Source organism: Lysinibacillus sp. Y5S-8 (genome assembly GCF_036894365.1).
Lineage (GTDB): Bacteria > Bacillota > Bacilli > Bacillales_A > Planococcaceae > Lysinibacillus > Lysinibacillus fusiformis_D.
The window spans coordinates 1640889-1662483 of sequence record NZ_CP145889.1; the positions used below are offsets into that span (position 1 = coordinate 1640889).

Annotated in this window: 17 protein-coding genes and 1 pseudogene; 13 read left to right on the plus strand and 5 right to left on the minus strand. The window is 37.8% G+C overall.

Features of this window, described 5'->3' with window-relative positions:
* Nucleotides 1–82: 82 nt before the first annotated feature.
* The 5 genes and pseudogenes from V6670_RS07720 to V6670_RS07740 all read left to right on the plus strand — a co-directional run.
* A complete protein-coding gene (locus V6670_RS07720; RefSeq protein WP_338653437.1) occupies nucleotides 83–1450 on the plus strand; it encodes an NAD(P)-dependent oxidoreductase in 1368 nt (455 codons plus the stop codon).
* A 352-nt stretch (nucleotides 1451–1802) separates the two neighbouring features.
* Entirely contained in the window at nucleotides 1803–3065 is a 1263-nt protein-coding gene (gene preA, locus V6670_RS07725) for an NAD-dependent dihydropyrimidine dehydrogenase subunit PreA (RefSeq protein WP_338653439.1), read from the plus strand.
* Nucleotides 3066–3203: 138 nt separating this feature from the next.
* Entirely contained in the window at nucleotides 3204–4721 is a 1518-nt protein-coding gene (locus tag V6670_RS07730; RefSeq protein ID WP_338653441.1) for an NCS1 family transporter, read from the plus strand.
* A gap of 45 nt (nucleotides 4722–4766) precedes the next feature.
* Nucleotides 4767–4976, plus strand: coding sequence for a hypothetical protein (locus tag V6670_RS07735; protein WP_338653443.1), 210 nt, complete (start codon nucleotides 4767–4769; stop codon nucleotides 4974–4976).
* A gap of 205 nt (nucleotides 4977–5181) precedes the next feature.
* A pseudogene (locus V6670_RS07740) lies at nucleotides 5182–5262 on the plus strand (IS200/IS605 family transposase); the annotation flags it as partial.
* A gap of 67 nt (nucleotides 5263–5329) precedes the next feature.
* On the opposite strand, the gene V6670_RS07745 reads toward V6670_RS07740, so the two are convergent.
* Nucleotides 5330–6499: an FtsW/RodA/SpoVE family cell cycle protein gene (locus V6670_RS07745; RefSeq protein ID WP_338653444.1), complete on the minus strand. Its 1170-nt coding sequence runs from the start codon at nucleotides 6497–6499 to the stop codon at nucleotides 5330–5332.
* 1089 nt (nucleotides 6500–7588) lie between these two features.
* Between V6670_RS07745 and V6670_RS07750 the strand changes: the two genes are divergently transcribed.
* From V6670_RS07750 to V6670_RS07765, 4 genes are all read left to right on the plus strand, one after another.
* Nucleotides 7589–8962, plus strand: coding sequence for an amino acid permease (locus V6670_RS07750; protein WP_338653445.1), 1374 nt, complete (start codon nucleotides 7589–7591; stop codon nucleotides 8960–8962).
* 150 nt (nucleotides 8963–9112) lie between these two features.
* Complete coding sequence (locus V6670_RS07755; RefSeq protein WP_338653446.1) at nucleotides 9113–10507, plus strand: spore germination protein; 1395 nt, start codon at nucleotides 9113–9115, stop codon at nucleotides 10505–10507.
* Nucleotides 10508–10532: 25 nt separating this feature from the next.
* Nucleotides 10533–11621: a GerAB/ArcD/ProY family transporter gene (locus tag V6670_RS07760; protein WP_338653447.1), complete on the plus strand. Its 1089-nt coding sequence runs from the start codon at nucleotides 10533–10535 to the stop codon at nucleotides 11619–11621.
* The gene (locus V6670_RS07765) at nucleotides 11618–12727 is read left to right on the plus strand and encodes a Ger(x)C family spore germination protein (protein WP_338653448.1); all 1110 of its coding nucleotides are present in this window, start codon (nucleotides 11618–11620) and stop codon (nucleotides 12725–12727) included. The genes V6670_RS07760 and V6670_RS07765 overlap by 4 nt, the downstream gene beginning before the upstream one ends.
* A gap of 35 nt (nucleotides 12728–12762) precedes the next feature.
* On the opposite strand, the gene pgeF is transcribed toward V6670_RS07765, so the two are convergent.
* Entirely contained in the window at nucleotides 12763–13527 is a 765-nt protein-coding gene (gene pgeF / locus V6670_RS07770; RefSeq protein WP_338653449.1) for a peptidoglycan editing factor PgeF, read from the minus strand.
* A 162-nt stretch (nucleotides 13528–13689) separates the two neighbouring features.
* Here pgeF and V6670_RS07775 point away from each other — a divergent pair, with 162 nt between their 5' ends.
* The gene (locus tag V6670_RS07775) at nucleotides 13690–14316 is read left to right on the plus strand and encodes a hypothetical protein (RefSeq protein WP_338653451.1); all 627 of its coding nucleotides are present in this window, start codon (nucleotides 13690–13692) and stop codon (nucleotides 14314–14316) included.
* 231 nt (nucleotides 14317–14547) lie between these two features.
* Nucleotides 14548–15156 carry a SafA/ExsA family spore coat assembly protein gene (safA, locus tag V6670_RS07780; RefSeq protein ID WP_338653452.1) on the plus strand — a complete coding sequence of 203 codons (609 nt, stop codon included), beginning with the start codon at nucleotides 14548–14550 and terminating at the stop codon, nucleotides 15154–15156.
* Between the two features lie 382 nt (nucleotides 15157–15538).
* Here safA and V6670_RS07785 read toward each other — a convergent pair whose 3' ends face one another.
* Nucleotides 15539–16417 (minus strand): RNA methyltransferase, encoded by an 879-nt coding sequence (locus V6670_RS07785; protein WP_338654539.1) that lies wholly within the window; start codon nucleotides 16415–16417, stop codon nucleotides 15539–15541.
* Nucleotides 16418–16926: 509 nt separating this feature from the next.
* Between V6670_RS07785 and V6670_RS07790 the strand changes: the two genes are divergently transcribed.
* Together V6670_RS07790 and V6670_RS07795 are read left to right on the plus strand one after the other, a co-directional pair.
* Entirely contained in the window at nucleotides 16927–17907 is a 981-nt protein-coding gene (locus tag V6670_RS07790; RefSeq protein WP_338653454.1) for a VanW family protein, read from the plus strand.
* A gap of 102 nt (nucleotides 17908–18009) precedes the next feature.
* Entirely contained in the window at nucleotides 18010–18834 is an 825-nt protein-coding gene (locus tag V6670_RS07795; RefSeq protein ID WP_338653456.1) for a methyl-accepting chemotaxis protein, read from the plus strand.
* 53 nt (nucleotides 18835–18887) lie between these two features.
* On the opposite strand, the gene V6670_RS07800 is transcribed toward V6670_RS07795, so the two are convergent.
* Complete coding sequence (locus tag V6670_RS07800) at nucleotides 18888–19505, minus strand: HAD-IA family hydrolase (protein WP_338653458.1); 618 nt, start codon at nucleotides 19503–19505, stop codon at nucleotides 18888–18890.
* 574 nt (nucleotides 19506–20079) lie between these two features.
* Entirely contained in the window at nucleotides 20080–21465 is a 1386-nt protein-coding gene (locus V6670_RS07805; protein WP_338653460.1) for a DHA2 family efflux MFS transporter permease subunit, read from the minus strand.
* Between the last annotated feature and the right edge of the window lie 130 nt (nucleotides 21466–21595).

A 21595-nucleotide genomic window follows, 5' to 3' on the forward strand; every position in this document is an offset into this window, starting at 1 on the left:
CCGATTGTTTTGACTGGAGAACAAAACAATCGGTTTAGTAATTGATTCACGGAAAAAATGATCACATGAGGGGGATGTGGAAATGGTTCCGATTCAAGAAAATGCGATGACCATACAGCTTAGACGTAATTTCATGGAATTAAAAGGAAAGATGACAAAGAATGAGGCTGTTGAGGAAGCCAATCGTTGTCTATATTGCTATGACGCTCCATGTATTAAAGCCTGTCCAACAAGTATTCAAATCCCGAATTTCATAAAAAAAATTGCATCTGGTAATATGAAGGGTTCTGCTACGACTATATTAGAAGCAAATCCTATTGGTGCAAGCTGTGCGAGGGTTTGTCCAACAGAAGAACTATGTGAAGGGGCGTGTGTCTTAAATTCTTCAACAAAGCCAATTAAAATTGGTGAGTTACAGCGTTATGCAACGGATTGGGCAATGGAAACAAATGCCCAGCTATTCCAACCAGGCCAGCATAATGGACAGAAAGTAGCCATTATTGGAGCAGGCCCTGCTGGTTTATCGGCAGCACGTGAACTCAGCCGCTTAGGCTATCATGTAACGATTTATGAGGCGGAGGCAAAGGCTGGAGGTTTAGGTAGCTATGGCATTGTAGCGTTCCGTTTACCAAATGAAGTTGTAGATTGGGAAGTGGACCAAATTGAACAGCTCGGTGTGGACATTCAAACCAATACAGCTGTAGGTGTGGATATTACAGCAGCTGAAATTTTGGCGCAATATGACAGTGTGATATTAGCTGTCGGTATGGGGGCTGTGCCGAATCTGGGCATTAAAGGTGAAGACCTAGAAGGTGTACATGATGCCATTGACTTTGTTCGAAAAACAAAAATGGGACCGCTTACAAATGATATTGTAGGAAAAAGAGTAGCTGTGATTGGAGCAGGAAATACAGCCATTGATGGTGCTACAAGTGCAGTGCGCTTAGGTGCTGACAATGTGCAAATTCTGTACAGAAGAACGCAAAAAGAAATGACAGCGTACAAATTTGAATATGAATTTGCTAAGCAGGATGGCGTGGAATTTAAATGGCTAACTGCACCGAAGAAAATTATTGGCAATGAAGCGGGCAAGGTGACAGGCATTGAATGTGTGAAAATGAAGCTTGGTGAGGCTGGTGCTGATGGGAGACAACGACCAGAAGAAGTTGAAGGCTCCAATTTTATCATCGAAGTGGATGCGGTAATTAAAGCCATTGGACAAACGCGTTTTGTATCGTTAATTGAAGCCTTTGGTTTAGCCCATACAAATGGGGTTGTCGATATTGATGAAACGACAATGCAAACGTCTCATGACAAAGTATTTGCTTGTGGAGATGTTGTCTTTGGTAATGGACAGGGGGAAGCGATGGTGGTGACCGCTGTACAACAAGGAAAAGACGCAGCATATAAGATTCATGAACGTTTAAGAAAACCAAGTGAGATTGCATAAAGTGAACCTTCAATCCGTGGAGGTTTTTCATCCTCCACGGATTGTTAGTTTCACCAATCGGGTTTTTACAGGCTGTTGATTCACCATTTGAATACTTTAGCATTACTTTACATTGGGAAGTAGTGGTCTTACAGCCTGTTAATACGGGATAAAGTGAACCTTCAATCCGTGGAGGTTTTTCATCCTCCACGGATTGTTAGTTTCACCAATCGGGTTTTTACAGGCTGTTGATTCACCATTTGAATGTTTGGGCACACGTTTACATTCTAAAGTCGGGGTCTTACAGCCTATACCTGATGCTATGCTTTCGATACAAAATAGCTTGTTAATAAGGGATAGAGGGGGAACTTATATGGCTGACTTACGCATTAATTTAGCGGGTATCAAATCACCTAATCCATTTTGGCTAGCATCCGCACCACCAACGAATTCAGGTTATCAAGTACAGCGTGCATTTGAAGCAGGCTGGGGTGGTGCTGTTTGGAAAACATTGGGGGAACCAATTTTAAATGTGTCCTCTCGTTTTGCAGCAGTTAGTTTTAATGGTCAACGTGTCGCAGGCTTCAACAATATTGAGTTAATTACAGATCGACCATTAGAAGTAAATTTACAAGAAATTTATGAGACGAAAAAGAGATTTCCGAATCATGCGATTATTGCCTCGTTAATGGTAGAGCCAAAGCAGGAAAAGTGGCATGAAATTGTGAAGCGCGTAGAAGATGTGGGGGTTGATGGTCTTGAGCTTAACTTTGGTTGTCCACATGGGATGGCAGAACGAGGCATGGGTTCTGCCTCTGGTCAAGTCCCTGAGTTGGTGGAAAAACAAACGTACTGGGTAAAGGAAGCAGCGCGTACACCTGTTATTGTGAAGCTAACACCAAACATTACAGATATTACTGTAACGGCGGAGGCAGCGACAAGAGGTGGAGCAGATGCAGTTAGTATGATTAATACGATTAATAGTTTAGCAGGTGTCGATTTAGATTCGTGGAATACAGTGCCTAATGTAGCTGGCAAAGGGGCACATGGTGGCTATTGTGGTCCAGCAGTTAAACCGATTGCCCTCAATATGGTTGCAGAATGTGCCCGTAATCCATTAGTCAATGTACCGATTTCGGGCATTGGTGGTATCTCGAACTGGCAAGATGCAGCAGAGTTTATTTTAATGGGTGCCACAGGCGTCCAAGTATGTACAGCAGCGATGCATCATGGCTTTAGTATCGTGGAGGATATGGTTGATGGACTGAATAATTATTTAGATGATAAAGGCTTAGCTTCGGTCATGGATTTAGTAGGTCGCTCTGTGCAAAGATATTCAAGCTGGGGTGATTTGGATTTAAATTATAAAATTGTTGCAGAAATTAATAATGATGTTTGTATCAATTGTAATAAGTGCCATATTGCGTGCGAGGATACTTCCCATCAATGTATTGATCTCTATACAGAGGGTGATCGTCCAATGCTAAAGGTTCGTGAGGAAGACTGTGTCGGCTGTAACCTATGCTCCATTGTTTGTCCTGTCGACGGTGCCATTACAATGGTAGAACGTCCATCAACGATTCCGCCAATGACATGGAATGAACGTCAAGCCCTTCTGAGCAGTCTGTCAAAATAATGGCCTCTTTAGCTCAATACTGAATATAAGATAACAGATGATTAAAATCGAAATTCCACCTTCCTTCAGCATTTGGTGGAGGAAGGCATAACTTCAAGTAGGTTGTCACGGAAATTAGAGAAAAAGGAGAGAAGTAGGATGGAACGTGAAGGGAATTATTTGAAATCCCCAGATTTACTTCCAGTGACACATCAACAAAGAAATATTGGAACATTTGGTTTTGCAGTGATTTGGATTGGCATGGCGATTGTTTTAGCGGCTTTTGCCATTGGTGGCTCAGCCATTATGAACTTATCACTACCAATGGTTATTGTAGCAACATTGGTAGGCTCTTGTTTAATCGGTGTCTTTATGACGTTAATTGGTGATATAGGAATTGAGCATGGGCTATCATTCCCAGTCTATATGCGTGCACCTTTTGGCACATTCGGCACACATATACCTTCCCTTGTACGTGGTGTCACAGCTGCTTGTTGGTTTGGTCTGAATACGTATTTCGGTGCTTTAGCGATAAATGGTATTTTAAATTTAATGTTTGGCTTTAATAATTGGTTTATCTGTTTTCTTGTATTTGCTGCTCTTCAACTTTTTAATACATCCCTAGGTATTAAATCCATTGAGCGCTTTGCTGATTTAGCAGCACCTGTCATTATTTTAATTTCTTGTTGGATGTACTACACATTAGCAGATAGTGCAACGTCACAAGGAAAAAATATTTGGACGTGGGTGGAAACCCCAACAACAGGCATTGCTGCTTTTACCGCTTTTATGGTAGTCGTGATGGCAAATATGGGCTTTTGGGCAACACTCGCAGCCGATATGCCTTCCCTATCTCGTTTCTTTAAGGCACCTAAAAATGAGCGAAATTGGTTTAAGCGTAATAAAACACAGCTTGTTGGCTCATTAATTGTTATGCCAATTACCAATACATTCATTGTCGCAATTGGAGCAGTTTGTTATATGGCTGTTGCATCGGCTGATCCGATCAACGCCCTACAACAAAGTGCAAGCGGCTTTATTTTAGGTATTTTATTGTTGATGATTGTGTTAGCGCAATGGTCGACTAATACCTCTGCCAATGTTGTGCCAGCTGCGACGATTTTCTCTAATATTGGCGGACCTAAAGTACCGTTTTGGGTAGGAGTTGTCATTGCAGGAATTATTGGTATTATTGCACAGCCTTGGAGCCTATTTGATGTGATGGTCAATGTCCTATTAATAATTGGCGGTATTTTAACAGCGATTGTAGGTATTTTATTTGCTGATTATTACCTAATTCGTAAACGCCGTGTTCATGTTAAAGAGCTTTATGAGTTAGATGGGCAATTTAAATATTATAAGGGCTTTAATATGGCCGGGTTAATTGCCTGGGTCATTGGGGGAGTGGTCGCGAATATTTTTGCAACTTATTCCTCTTTAGTAGGATTTGTTGTTGGAGCGGCTGTATATTATGTATTAGCGAAGTATTGGTGGTTTAAAAAGTATCCACAGGCGGAGCTAGAAGACCCGAGTGATGCCAAATATTTAGGCATTACAGTCGGGCATAATTTGGATGAACTATTTGGGCAACCAGCATCTGCTCCAACGTCGGCCCTAGAGGAGGAAGAACTTGTGGAGCAACCAGATCCTCTGTTAGAAATGAAGGGCGCCGAGTAAGATAGACTACATCAAGACATTTTCAAAAGAAGGTGAGGTGATGACATGTCTGAATTCCAACAAAGCACAGAGGAAATCCAAAAAGTAGATCATTATTTAGATCGTGGCTTTAAAATCAAATATGTCTACGAAAATTTAAGTGGGATGTTTGTAGAATTTGCTCGTCAGGAAGAAGTGACATTGTTGCAAATTCTGACAGCAGATGCACGTAAATACTTCTCTGCAAAATTACAAGAACAAACATTATTACAATAATGACCTACACTCTATTCCTTTCAATGAGATGGGAATAGAGTTTTTTGTATCTTTTGAAACGATGCGAGGGTTCCAAAGAGCTTCTAGCTATAGACAAGAAAAAATCCCCTTTCGTACAATGAGGTCTGGTCAATCAACTTCGTACGAAAGGGAATCCAAATGGATTATAAAAGTTTAGCACACAACATGGAATTGTAAGTATTAAATCGTTTTTGCTCCCCAGTATAGAAGACAGATTATTTATGGGCAAATCAAAGCAGATATAGGTAAAGTTTTACGCCAGATAATGGGTAAGCATAAGAAAGCTACTCCTGCTAGAAGTAGTAATGCTAAAAGCTTATACGTATCATTATTTATTCCTTTGTTGCTTTAAACATATAGCCGCTATAGGATTTGTAGATAATCATCACAATACCCATTAGCATAAAATTTGATATTAGTGAACTTCCACCATAGCTTAAAAATGGCAGTGTCATACCAGTTACTGGTAGAAGTCCAATGGTCATACCAATATTTTGGGTGATTTGGAAAGCCAATAAGCTAGAAATTCCTGCACCCATCAGTGTCATAAATGGGTCCCTTGCTTGTACTGTAATAACTACAATACGGTAAATAACAAAAAACAAAAGTGCAATTATAAATGATCCTCCAATAAAGCCTAGCTCCTCGGCAATATTCGCAAAAATAAAATCAGTATGTTTCTCCACGACATAAACATTATTGTTCATATATCCTTTCCCAGTAAACTCACCTGTACCAATTGCTAAAAACCCCTGCCTTGTTTGATAAGAAGAATCTGGATATTCATATGGCTGTAACCAACCATGAATTCGAGAAATTTGATGCCCTGATAATTTATTTAAAATTTTATCTGTAAAAAAATCGCGGGATTTTACATATAAAAGTACCACAACACTAATAATTGATATAGGGACGGCTGTAAAGATGACAAGCAATTTTTTTTGTATACCTGAAAAGAAAATCATTGGTAAAATCATCGACATATAAAGCATGACCATGCCTGTATCAGGTTGCTTGTAAACGGCGAGCATCGGTGGAAGAGATATAATAGCAATTATGAAGAGAAGCCTCATATCCGTGAAAAAGGTAGGACGTTCGTATTTCTCTCGATGTGCGACGATAACCTTGCTGACAACTATTAAAAAGGCGAACTTTAAAAACTCTGACGGCTGAAATGATCCTAGCAAAGGAATTTGGTACCAGCGCTTCGCCTCGTTTATAGTTCTAGCTATACTTTCAGGTGCAATGAATAAGCTAAATGTTAATAACACCATTATCCAATAAAACGGCCAGCCAATTTTTTTAAGCTGTTCAATATCAAGTATGGCTATCCCATACATAGTTAAAAATCCGATTATGTAATAAATAAACTGCTTTATAATAAATGAGCTTGAATACTGTTCGAACACCGTACTACTGGAATGGACAAAGAGACAACTAATCATACCTAGTAGCATCAAGCTAATTACTAAACTTTTATCCAATTTATTGAAATGTAACATTCAAATATCTCCCCTTTGTTAGAAGCAACTATTAACGATAACGATTGGTAACTATGGAAGGTTGCGACATAATGGGGTAATAAATTTGACTTCAGATTATTTTGCTTAACTATTCATCCAATTTCCACAAAAATAGAACAAGTGATTTCTAGCTATATACTTTAATTATTGGTGATATATGGATAACTGGTTTTTTGATACATATGGGAAAGAGAAGCTACTTGTACTATCGAATGGATTATTAGGTATTTTTAATGTTGATAATTTAGGGAAAAGTTATACTAGCCTATTAATCAAATTAAGCGTTAAAAGAAGTCTCTACTAACCTAGTGGAGACTCCTCTTAGTGTTGAAAAACAAAACAGTCAATTGAAAGGGAGAAATGGATTTCCGTTGCAGGCTACTTGCTTTCCTGTGGGCGAGCGCCGAGCCGCTTCCTCCGCTACCGCTCCGTGCAGGGGCTCGCCTGTCTCGCTATCCCACGGGAGTCAAGTAGCCTTCCACTCCAACCCACAAAAGTGTTACCTTTTTAGCAAAGTTTTCAAATAAAGTGAAGGTGTTCACTACTTTTTATGAAGAGGTGTTGTCACGCATCACTTCTCCATATTGAAAATAAGAGGCTATCCCCTCTAAGAATACAGATAATCGGCGATTTGATCGCTATACTACTATGAAAAAAGTAAAGACACTTTGCAGAATGGTTGATTGGAGTGGAGCCAGCTTCACTCCTAGGGGATTTAGCGTCACAGATGAGACCCTGGAGCGAGCGTAAGTGAGTGAAGCGGCTCATCGGACGCCCCCTGGAAAGGGCGCTGGCGGAACGGAAATCAACCTCTCACCTTGCAAATTTGCTTTTTCTGCCGTTGACATCATCTTTTTTCAACAACATGAGAAGTCTCTACTAACCTAGTGGAGACTTCTTTGCATTATTTAGTAAAGTTATAAAATGAAAGAGCAGTATGAGCTAAATCTATCAAAATATCATTATTTTTTGTTTTTCCTAAAAATACATTTGTCTTTTTTATAAAAATTGATTATGATTTTAAAGGTATTCAACGTAGAGAGAACATCAGAAAAGAGGCGTTAACGAGTGGCCAATAAGGAATTAAAACGAGGATTAGAAGCACGTCATATCCAAATGATTGCACTTGGCGGTACGATTGGTGTAGGGCTATTTATGGGCTCGGCCAGTGCAATTCAATGGACGGGACCTTCTGTACTCCTTGCCTATGGTATTGCAGGTATTTTTATTTTTTTCATTATGAGGGCAATGGGTGAGATGCTTTATATGGAGCCGAGTACAGGCTCTTTTGCAACGTTTGGCTATAAATATATCCATCCTTTAGCGGGGTATTTAACAGCGTGGAGTAACTGGTTCCAATGGGTTATTGTTGGGATGTCTGAAATTATAGCAGTCGGAACGTATATGCAATACTGGTATCCAGAATTACCAGCGTGGATACCAGGTCTTATTGCAATGATTATTTTAGGTTTGGCGAACTTTATTTCTGTCAAATCATTTGGGGAATTTGAATTTTGGTTTGCGATGATTAAAATTGTCACGATCATTTTAATGATTGTAGCAGGGGTAGGACTGATCTTCTTTGGTTTTGGCAATGACGGTATTGCCATTGGTTTATCTAATTTGTGGAGTCACGGTGGCTTCTTTACAGGTGGCTGGACAGGCTTCTTCTTTGCCTTATCTTTAGTTGTTGCTGCATATCAAGGGGTAGAACTTATTGGGATTACGGCTGGAGAAGCAAAAAATCCACAAAAAACGATTACTAAAGCCATTCAAAGTATCATTTGGCGTATTTTGATTTTCTATATCGGTGCAATCTTTGTCATTGTTACGGTGTATCCTTGGGATGAACTTGGGACAATAGGTAGTCCTTTTGTGGCGACATTTGCTAAGGTAGGTATTACAGCTGCTGCAGGTATCATTAATTTTGTTGTAATCACAGCAGCCATGTCAGGCTGTAACAGTGGGATTTATAGCGCAGGACGTATGTTATATACACTTGCAATGAATGGACAAGCACCAAAATTTTTCGCCAAGCTTTCAAATAATGGCGTACCTTTATTTGGGACAGCAGGTGTGTTAGTAGGGCTAGTCGTTGGTGTTATCCTAAGCTATATTGCCCCTGAAAATTTATTTGTTTATGTATATAGTGCGAGTGTTTTACCAGGGATGATTCCATGGTTTATCATTTTAATTAGTCAAATTCGATTTAGAAAAGAGAAGGGCGCGCAACTGGCTAAGCATCCTTTCAAAATGCCTTTCGCACCAATTACAAACTATGTAACGATTATCTTTTTAATCATGGTGCTAGTTGGTATGTGGTTTAATGATGATACACGTATATCATTAATTGTCGGTATTATTTTCCTAATCCTCGTAACAGTTAGCTACTATGCGTTTGGGATTGGCAAAAACCGTTACAGTAAAGATTCTATAGAATAAGCTAGAGGGATGTATCTCAACGTGAGATGCATCCTTTTTTTGTCTATTTTTGCTAGCACAATTTTTACATAAATGAAGGGATAAAAGCCAAACTACTAAAAAATGAATGACAATGACTGGTATTCATCGGAATTAAAGGGGTTGAATGAAATGAACGAGATACCGGAACAAATTGTAGCCAAATTGACGCAGGAAATCAACGAAATCGATGATGTAAAACTGAAAATGGTGGCGACAGAAGAGGGAGATGTCACGGTCATTTATTTCTCCTCGCTCATTGAAAAAATGACCCTACAAACCATGGTGACGATTCCGTTGGCTAATAATTTAAAACAAATTCATCAAGTCGCTCAATACGTGGACCCAAAGGATGTCCAGGGAGCCGTTAAAAAATTGAATGCTGGGCAAACCCTCCTTTTTTTTCATGAAACGAATGCGTTGTTAAGCGTGGATACGTATAGTGCACCGACAAGGGCCATTACAGATACTGAAACGGAGTCCACAGTAATCGGTCCACAGGATGCATTTACAGAATCATTAGAAACAAATATTTCATTGGTGAGAAGACGCATACAAAGCTCTATGCTTAAAAACGAAAACCGTGTTGTCGGGTCTGAAGCCAATATTAAAATCTCGATTATGTATATGGATAATATTGTGAGTCATAAAAATTTAGAGGATTTAAGAAATCGGATAGATCAAGTAGATTATCCATTATTTACGGATATATCTGTGCTGAAGCAATTAATTGAGGATAATCCTTTATCACCCTTTCCGCAATATTATATGACAGTTCGTCCAGATAGTATTTGCCGTTATCTTCTAGATGGTAGAATCGTCGTTTTTATGGATAATAGTCAGTTAGCCATTGTTTGCCCTACGTCTTTTTTTGAAATGTTTGTGTCGATTGAAGATTATTACAACCGATGGACAACGGCAACTTTACTGAGGATGTTACGCTTTTTTGGTTTTTTCTTAACGATTATGATTACCCCCATGTATATATCAGCTCTAACCTTTCATCCAGAAATATTGCCCTATGAATTATTATTAAATCTTCAAGAGTCGAGGAGTAAAGTACCATTTCCACCGCTGATTGAAGTGCTATTTATCGAGCTGATTATTGAAGTGTTACGAGAAGCGGGTTCTCGAATGCCTGCCAAAGTCGGTCAAACAATTGGTATCGTAGGAGGTATTGTCATTGGGACTGCTGCTGTAGAAGCGGGGTTACTCAGTAATATTCTCATCGTACTAGTTGCGACATCTGCCTTATTATCGTTCCTACCGCCGATTTTCTTAATGAGTAATACTAGCCGTTTTGTGCGCTATATTTTTATTTTATCAGCGGGACTCTTTGGCTTATTTGGCCAGATGCTCGCTTTTGCTTGGTTAATTCATCATTTATTAAGTTTAAAATCGTTAGGGACGCATTATATGACTCCAGGCATTCCAAGAAAGCCAAGCGATTTATTGGATGGTGTCATCCGATTCCCAACTAAATACCTAAAAAGTAAATCAGGTCTTTCAAAAGCACAGAAAAAATAGAACTAGAAGAATGAGGTGGTCAACTTTGAGTACAGCGAAAGACAAAGTATTAAATCGCTATCATGTCATTTTTTTAGCTCAAAGTGTAATGCTTGGTACGGGAATCCTTTCACTACCTCAAAAATTAAGTTCTATGGGATATTCTCAAACATTTATGCCACTTTTATTTGGTCTGATAGCGACAGTTACACTGTTTGCAATGGTATGGCTGTGTTCAAAATTTCCTAATGATGATTTATTTAAGATGAACGAAATACTTTTAGGCAAATATATTGGGAAAGCCATTAATTTTTTCATCATTTTACAAAGTACTGTTTTTAGTGCAGGGATTATAAGTAACTATATGCATTTAATACAAAGTACAGCTTTACAGGAACAAACGATTACATTACCTGTACTTTGCTTTTTACTTTTGCTTATTTATATCGTAAATGGCGGTATAAAATCAATTGCAAGGTTTTGTATCATGACATTTTTTATTACGATTTGGATGTTCTATTTTACAAGGTGGGCGATTGATAAAGGAAGTGTAAGTCATTTTCTTCCTCTCTTTAATTTTACAACTAAAGAATTTTATGCAGCATTCAAGCAAGGCTATTTTTCATTTCTTGGATATGAATTAATTATATTTTATTTTCCTTTTATCATTGATAAAAAGAATGCTTTTCGACATTCCTTATTAGGTGTTTGGATTAGTGTTTTTTTATGTTTTATCACAACACTTATCAGTGTGATGTATTATTCGGAATGGCAATTGAAAAATGTAGAGTTTTCGGTGTTGAATTTATTTAAAGCAGGGGAATTTACCTTTATAGAGCGTATTGATATTATTGGCATTACGCTTTGGGTATTTCTGATTTTATCTTCTGTAACTGCTTATGTATGGTGTGCCAAACAAGGTGCCCGTGCATTATTTCCATTACCTAAAAAAAAGAAGAATTATTACTTATATATGATTACCTGTCTGATCTTTGTCATTATAAAAATGCCTGTTTCGAGAGAAGTTCAGGATAAACTATTTTTGGCAAGTAACTATATAGGTTATATCTTAATTATATGGCCAATATTTTTAATCATGATCTACTTATTAAGGAAAAAGCAGGTGCAAGTATGAAAACACGTCTATGTATACTCAGTTTGATTGTTTTAATTTTACTTGTGGGCTGTTCTCGAAAAGAGCTAAAAGTGCCGTTAGAGGATATCGGAATGGTTGATTCGATGGCATTTGATTACATTGATGAAAATGAAATGAGGCTTACGGTGGCTATTCCCCAATATTCCCCGGAGGCAGAGCAGGATACGCAAAACTTTTCCATTACGACAGATCTAGTGTCCAGTGGCATAGTCAAAATAGAAAAACAATCAGATAAAAAGATTGTTTTCAATCAATTGCGTGTGGTACTAGTCAATGAGGATTTTGCACGAAAAGGAAATGTCAGAAAGATTATTCAGCATTTATATCGCAATGCAGAGGTGGGAAATAAAGTGCTCATCGCTGTTGTAAAAGATAACGCAGAAGCTATTCTAAAGGGAGACTATCCTGATAAGCCTAATATTAACTTTTATTTGAATGACCTATTAGAGCCTAGTATTAATACAGCCTTTAATCCAAACACCAATATCCATGATTTTATGTATACAATTACGAATCCAGTAATTGATACCATTTTACCTTATATTGAAAAGCGAGGGGATAAATTAGAGGTGGAAGGTGTTGCAATTTTCAAAGGAAATCAGATGCATGAACTGATTAAACCAGAGGAAGCACTGGTGATTCAAGCTTTGAATGGACGGAAAAATCTTGCTCCGTTACACTTGGAATTAAACGCAGGGCATGGGGAAGAGAAACTCATGATTGATTTAATTGAGAGCAGTGTAAAAAAAGAGAGTAATAAGAACGTGAATTCACCAAAATTAACGGTTTTCTTAACAATCAAGGGTACATTAAGTGAGTATAAGGGTAAAAGAGAATCTCATTTGTTTACAGTTGAAAGCATTAGTGATTTAGAAAAAGATGTGAATAAACAGCTTGAACAGGATATTGGTAATTTTTTAGAGCGATTAAATAAAGCAGAGGTGGACCCAGCTGGCTTAAGTGAGGAATTTAGAATGTACTCTCATGGGAAATGGACGACGGAAAAAACGAGAGCGCTTATTAGTAAATTAGACGTTAAAGTCCATGTGAAAACGTCCATTATTAGTACAGGTACATTAAAATAAATGGAGGCCAATTCGTCAAGAATTGGCCTTTGCTATTAGGATGTTTTCCGCATAATAAAGCTTAAATGTCTTCCTGCCTGTTTGTCCTGACGGTAGGAAAAGCCATTTGGGCTAAGGAACGTACAAGTTTCATCAATTTGAATTTGGTCAGCTGGAATACCAGCAAGCTCACATTGTTTTTTTACTGTTTGCTGATTATCGATATGATATTTATTCGTTTCTGCATTGTAGTACATAAAGTCTTCCGCATAACCAAGGCTGTGAAACTTTTCGTAGACATCTGCGTCCACCTCAAACTTTTGCTGACTCAGCGCCATACCAATTTGGACATGAAAATCCTCTGGTCGACATTGTTCTTCGTTCATCAGATGCTCAAACAATTTGGGCGTTATTTCTTTGACAGTTCCTTGCCAACCTGAATGAATAACGCCAACTAGTCCGTTCACAGCATTATAAAAAATAACGGGAACGCAATCAGCCGTAAAACTACATAATAATAAATTCGGCTCTATGGTATAAAGGGCATCGGTATTTTTAACTGCTGTATCGAGTTGCTCAGCACCTCGCCCTTTATCGGCTAATGTGACTTTATGAAAGTTCGCACTATGTGTTTGCTCGGTGCAAATAAAATGCTGCAAATCACAGTTCAACGTAGCGGCTAAATGCTGACGATTGTCGATGATAGCTTGAACATTATCACAAATATGCAAAGCCATATTGTTTTGCTCTAGTTCCATGTCATCTTTCAAGGTAGTCCCAGCGATAAATTGTTCATTATCCACATAAATTTTTGTTTTCATTCAATCACCTCGTTTTACTATATAGGATTACTTATGGAATGGATAGGTTGCATGTATTTGATATTTAGTTACTCCTTTACCCTTCTATTAAACTTTTAGACATAATGAATCGATTTCCTCACATATAGTAGGAGGAATGCTATATAGGGGAGAGAGCGAACATTGACTGAACTAAACCTATTATTAATTTGCCAATTAGGAATGGGTCTGTTTTGGATAATTACATACATACTGGTGATCTATAAAGGGTGGCAAGATAAAAAATATGGAATGCCTATGGCCGCTATTTGTGCCAATATTTCATGGGAGTTTATCTTTGCTTTTATCTACCCACAAAATGATCTCCAACGATACATTACACTCATTTGGCTCGTATTGGATATCTTTATTTTAATGCAGTTTTTACGCTATGCGCCAAGTGAATATCGTAGGATACTTAGTAAAAAGTTATTGTATGGCTCCTTTTTGGTTACGTTACTTTTCAGCATGTTGATGATTTTTGGCATCATCTATGAGTTTCAGGATTTTGAAGGGAAGTACACAGCATTTTTCCAAAATCTTATGATGTCAGGGTTATTTATCGCTTTATTGTTGCAAAGAGGGAACTTAGCTGGTCAATCAATGGGAATTGCCGTCTGTAAAATGGTAGGTACATTGTTTGCTGCGGTTGGCTTTTATCTCTACTTCCGTACGCCATTGATTACCATTATTTCCATGGCAACGCTCTTTTATGATGGACTCTATATTCTACTAATTTATCGATTAAAGCGTAAACAATTAGCAAAATAGGCTATTTTGGGTAATTTTAAATAGCTGAATGTATTAGTAATGTATGCCAATTACAAAAAGATTGCAACTTGATGACAAAGCTTATGATGCAAAATAGCGTAATAAAGGGTTTTGTTCGTTTGTGTTGTGTCGATGTCATACAATTGTAAAAATCCTTCCAAATATTTTGTGATGATTATGGCTCTGAAACTATTTACGATAATAGTAGAGCAAACAGGAAGGATGATGAACATGTTCAAAAAAATAAAAAAAGCAACACTCGCTTCAGTAATTGCAGCTTCATTATTAGTACCAGCAGCGGCAATGGCAGCTGAATCCTATACAGTGACATCTGGTGACACACTTTGGAAAATAGCGTTGAAAACTGAGACAGGCGTACAAGAATTAATAGATGCCAACCCACAGCTTGCCAATCCGAATCAAATTTCCCCTGGGCAAAAAATCAATATCCCTGTAAAGGAACAGGCAACGGTTGAGCAAGAGGTTGTTAAACTTGTTAATGCAGAACGCGCCAAAGCAGGTCTGCCAGCATTACAGGAAAATTGGGAGCTATCCCGAGTAGCCAAATATAAATCTCAAGATATGCATGATAAACAGTACTTTGACCATACAAGCCCAACATATGGTACACCTTTTACCATGATGAAAAACTTTGGTATTATGTACAAAGCTGCTGGTGAAAATATTGCTAAAGGTCAACGCTCAGCTCAAGAAGTTGTAACAGCTTGGATGAACAGTGCAGGACACCGTGCCAATATTCTCAATAAAAGCTATACCCATATCGGTGTAGGCTATGTGCAGGATGGTCATTATTGGACACAAATGTTTATTCAAAAATAAAATAGGACACTGTTCTGTACTTGAGCTTTTTACAAGAGTTGAAAATGATAGAGCATCTACTGACTAATTAGATAGCTAGTAGATGCTCTTTTTTATGTAAACTTTGAGCGTAATTTCTGTTGCTTCGCGAGTAATCCCCTTTCTTCACGGGAATTCATCTTGCTTATAGACAATAAGGTGTGCTAATTAGTAGAAATAACTTTTCATGCGATACGGATGAAAGTTGATAATTAAAATTCCGATGATTTCTCTTATAAATTAGAATGGACGAGGGTTTTCAGTTAAGATTCTATATTAAAAGTTGAACAACAATATGTTAACCCTGTTCTAAAATTAGGACAGGGTTAACATCATTTTATTATTCTTCACCAATAGGTGTTTCTCATTTACATAAAATAATTTGACGTAAAAAAGACTGTTTTTTAGCAATACATCGGTCAACTATCTCGAATCCAGCTTCTTCAATTAAGTCATCAATCGTATCAATTGTGGCAATAATAATTTTATCTGAAATTCGTCGAGCATGCTTTAGTATCTCACTTTGTTCTTCCCTTGATGCGTGAGTAAATAAGTTATATGGTAAATCAACAATCGCTACATCATAGTGCTCCGTTACCTCTGAAATCGGTCCTAGTGTAATTTTGCCTTCTAGTCCGAAATAAGTGATATTACTTCTGGAACCCTGACATACATGATAATTAATGTCTCGACCTTCAATATCAATTCCCATTGAAAGTCCCTCAATTATGACAGTTCCTATCCCACAACAGGGGTCGATAGCACGTACATTTTCAATATGTGGAACTGCAATATTAGTAATGGCACGAGCAACTCTTGTGCTCAGTGCAGTTGAATAATTGTGTGGCTTCTGTTTATGTTTAAGCCAAATGGGTTCACTTTTTGTATAGTTGCCAAAATACCAACGACCGTCTAAAGTAATAATCCCCAAGATAATTTCCGGATTGTCTAAATCTGGTTCTCCGTTAATCGACAATCCAATTTCTCTTTCAATTTTACGACGCTCTGCATGGTTTATCTTATTAGTAGTATTTATGACCATTTTATTTAAACTAATTACTTTGTAAGTGTTTTCTCCTACATTGAAATGCTTAAGACGATCCTTTAATACGTCTAAATCATTTTCTTCATATAATATCTCAAGTCTCTCTTCAATAAATGGGCTACGGCTTGGATCAACTTTAACATCGCTAATTAAATAGTTTGAGTCAGAATCTTTTCCAAAAAATGAGCGCATCTCCATTCTACATAAATCATATTCATCAATATGATGAATATAAGTGTAGATATACTTATCACGTATTTTTAAATCATTAGTCAATTTATTTTTCTTCCTTTAAATTCCAGATTTTATTTGTGGGAAATGTAGTTATAAGTAGTGTTTTAATATAAAACAAAATTTAGTCATTTATTTTAATCTAAAGAATCATTCTACTAAACTTTAGCCTTATATGCCATTTTATTTCTTTGAGAAGTAATGTTTTTAGGCTGTATAAATGATAAATGCGGAATAATCTTATCTAAAATAAAGATAGCGAAGAGAAAATAGCTGCCCCATATAGTACTTACAATTCTATATCGTACAAAGGTTTATTCAATCATAAAATTTCACAGGAAATGATGGCAATGGTAGCCTTCATATAGCGTGTTTTTGCAGTATTGACAAATAAAAATCATCGAAAAACAACACACTATGAGCAATCTACGAATAAGATGTCTCTGTAGTATGAAGATAGAGGTAGGTGTTTATGGTTGAGAAAGAAGTGGCTGGCTACATGCGGTATTATCTGTATACTGGGGCTAGTAGGATGTCAGGACAAAGCGGTAAATGATAACAAGCTAGAACAAGAAATTCAACAACATGAAGAAGCTCAGCAGTCTGTTACGTATGAACAAGAGCAACCAATCGAGCCTATTGTAGAGCTTATTGATCCCGTTACTCAGCAGATGGTTCAAACAATCTCTCCAAAGGAATTTGGCTTTGACACAGATCCGCAAGCCTATCACAAGCAGCTGGAACAATTAGCAAAGGAATTGGCGAGAGGAACAGACACAATGACTGGCTATGATCAACGAATGGTCCTCGATCGATTGGGAGAAGAGGGGCAAGTAATCAAAGGAAGACCGCAAACTATTTTAAAAGAAAGTGAATTAGTAGAGCGAATTCTAGAGGCTTCAACGACGGGTGGTCAAGTGGAAATGCCGCTCTATGTAACAGAAAGTGGCTATTATTTAGAGGATCTTCCTTTATTAGAGGAAGTCGTTGTTGCATCCTATACGACATATTTCAATAGCACAGATAGTGGAAGAAATAAAAACATCGAGCTGTCGGCCAGGGCGATCGATAATGTTATTGTAGGTAGTGGGGATTATTTTTCTTTTAATACGATTGTGGGTCCGAGGGATGAAGCGAATGGCTATCAACCTGCACCGGAAATTATTAATAAGAAGGTAGTTATGGGGATTGGCGGTGGAATCTGTCAAACGTCTTCAACCCTGTTTAATGCTGTCGATCAAATTTCAATTAACTATGTGGAACGTCATCACCATTCCTTAGATGTGGGGTATGTACCTAAAGGAAGAGATGCTACTGTTTCCTACGGCAGTTTAGACTTTAGGTTCCAAAACACGAATGATGTACCATTTTTAATAAAGGCTACCTATGGCAATGATTTTCTAACAATTGAAATCAGAACGGCAGCGAAATATGTAGAAAAATTGACAAAGTCATAATGGCATGAAAAGACACCACTAGACGTTGGTGTCTTTTTTTAGGTGACATGATATAGTTAAATTGAGATATTTTACAAAAGCTTTGGGAGAAGGGGAAAGACAATGCATCCAAAACTACAGGCAGCTATTGATTCGATTGATTTATACCAAGCAACTTATCCAGAGGATGCTTGTGTCATCGTGGCAGATAGAGAGAAAGTTCTTGCCTATAAACCGGGGAAACGTGTTGATTTAAAAGTAGGGGTTGGTGAACCAGTACATAAATATCGAGGGACTGCAACGGAAATAGCCTTAAGCTCAGGCCGCTTTGTGAAAGAAGAGCGCGGGGCGGAAGGGTTTGGCATGGCATACATTGCCTCTGCACAGCCTATTTTTGACGGTGGTCAGGTAATTGGTGTAGTGAGTGCCATTATTTCCAATGAAAAAATGGATAGTATGCGCTTGTTGGCAACTGAGCTTTCAAGTGCTGTTGAAGAAATGACGACTACCAATGAAGGATTAGCTACTTCCAGTATGGATGTGTCCAATCGTTTAGAGGAATTATCGAACTTCTCGGAATCGATGGCAAGTGATATTAAGCAGATTAATGACATTGTGAATTTAGTAAAGGATTTGGCTATGAAATCCAAAATTCTTGGCTTGAATGCATCCATTGAAGCAGCACGTTCAGGTGAGCATGGTCGTGGCTTTGCCGTGGTTGCTTCAGAAATACAAAAAATGTCCCAAAGCAGTACAGAAAGTGCTGATAGCATTACAGTGCAACTAGAAAATATTAAACAATCCATCGATCAAGTCAATGCGTCAGCAAATCAAATTTCTGCGTTTACACAGCAATTTGCTGCGAGTATACATGAATTAACAGATGCCTATAAAGGGGTTAATAGCACGGCAGAAAAGCTCATGCAGATTAGTGAGATGAAAGGATAATAATATAAAAAAAGGATAATAGACAGGTAACATGCTATTATCCTTCCCCATAATTAAATAATCTCTAAAATTTCCTGTGGTGTAGCGACCTTATATTCAGGATTTTCGTTTTGCACGACCTCTATGGCATCATAGCCCCATTCTACCCATACAATCGGGACACCTGCTTTCTTACAAGCCACGATATCCCTTTGTTCATCCCCAATATATAACACGTCAGCTGAGTTGACATTTGAGTCCTTTAAAAACTTTTTCATCACTTTATCCTTGCCAAAAATTCGATTGGAGCAAAGAACATCTGTTACACAGTGAATACCGTTCATTTTAAGAAATTCTAAAATATTTTCCTTAGAATTAGAGGAAATAATAATGATTTTATAGCCTCTCTTATCAATTTCCATCAGGACTTCCTTCATTCCATCAAAAAGATGAACATCATTTAATGATTGACGATACAATTTATAAAATTGCGGTAAAATCATGGGCAATTTATACATTGGGAAATCAAATAATTTACTGCGTTCAGAAATCGATAATTTTTTCAGTGTATCAATTTCCTTTAATTCGATGCCTTTAAATTTATATTTTTGCGCTAATGTATTCCATGCTGATGCAAACACTGCGGTTGAATCTGCCAGTGTTCCATCAAAATCAAAGATAATATGCTTCATTGCTAATTTTCTCCTTTTCCATCTCGTTGTAATTGACGTTTTATCTTAATTCAGCAAGTGTTTTTTGTACCAAAAGTGAAGCAGTACTATAGAGAAAGAAAATTACTTGTGTTGTTTTTCTCCAATGGGTGTTCAAATGCCCGCTAAAAAAGCTGAACTCAGGTTAAGAACGCTACATCTTGTGCCATATCTGAGTAACCATCATCATGTTAACCCAAAGCCTCGGCGGAAGTCTCAGATTTTGAAGTTGGCCTGCACGATGCAAGTCAGTTAACTGTCACAGGACGTGATGGTCTGAGGTTAACTATCTACTCATTAGCTCGAAAAAACTGGGCGCAAAGTTGATCTGCGCGAAAACGCAAAATCAGCGGCAATTACGTCAAAGGCATAATTGATGTTTAAAGATATTACATAGGATGGACGACCTAGTGCATCATGAAACAACAACTATTTTGAGCGTACGTAAACATCTTATGGTAAATATTATCAGAAAATACTGCGATTGCAACGGAAATGACATAACAAAAGGAGGTGCCTTAAAATTCCTTCGAGACACCTCCCTTCTATACTAAAATTATTGAGTTTTTTTCAAAAAGAAAGAGAGCATGACATTGATGATTGCCAGAGCAAAACTGATTGTAAAGACAAATGCAGAGCCTGAAGCCGCCGCCTCTTGAGCATTCGTTGTACTGTCAGTTAAGAATTGCTGTTGCTTAGCTGAGAACAACGAGACCATTACAGCAATGCCTATGGCACCTGATACTTGTTGAGAGGTTTGTGTAATCGCAATACCATCAGGAAAATATTGTCTTGGCAAAGCATTGAGCGTATTCGTTTGGACAGAGGCTAATACCATACCAACCCCAAGCATCATGATGATATGTGTTATCACTAATGCCCAAGTAGCTGTTTCGGTACCATTTAAAGCATAAAGTCCATAGCCAATCACAACAAGTATGGTTCCGGGGGTAATGATTGCACGTGGTCCGTATTTATCGAAGTATTTACCGATGCTTGGTGCTAATAGGCAGTTTAGTAGACTACCTGGGAGCATCATTAAACCTGTTACAAAGGCTGACACCAACAGTGCCGTTTGCATATACATCGGGAGCACCACTAGCATAGACAGCATATTGAAGAAGGTAATCATGTTCATCAGAAGACCCAATACGAACATTGGATACTGGAAAGCTCTTAAATTTAACATAGGATGATCCATTTTCGATTGACGCAACACAAATAAACATAAGGCAATTACACCTAGTAAAATGATGCTAAGTACGTTGATGCTTGTCCAACCCAATTCTCCACCGCTACTTACACCATAGACGATGCCACCAAAGCCAATCGTAGATAAGATAATAGACCATATATCTATAGCAAGCTGCTTTATTTCATTCACATTGGGAATAAAGATAAAACCAAAAATGATCGAGAATAATAAGAAGGGGATGGTAACCCAGAATATCCAGTGCCAGGATAGAGTATCTAAAATCATCCCTGCTAATGTCGGGCCGAAAGCGGGTCCTGCTAAAATGACGAGACCCATAATCCCCATAGCACCACCACGTTTATTAGCTGGAAAAATCGTGAAAATCACATTTTGCGTTAATGGTAATATAATCGCTAAACCTGCAGCTTGAATAACACGTGCTATAAGTAAGACAGCAAAGATTGGTGCAACAGCGGCAAGTATGGTACCAATTATTGAAAAGAGTAAAGAGACTATAAACATTTGGCGAGTGGTAAATTTTTGCATTAAAATGCCTGTAACAGGTACTAAAATGCCTAATGTGAGAAAATAGCCTGTTGCTAGCCATTGGATAGTTGTGGCATCCACGCTAAAAAGTTGGCTAAGCTCCCCTAGTGCAATATTTAATGCTGTCTCACTAAATAGCCCTACAAAGCCGGCTACTAAGAGAGCAGCCATAATTGGACCTGTTTTTATTTCCTTATTCACTGTAAAAAACTCCTTCAAAAATGTTCGACTTTCATAGAATATCTAAATACAGAATATTTAGAAAAATAAGATGCAATGCTTCTACTAGTTCATGTTCTGCATTATAAAAAAGTCTATGAAGATATAATCG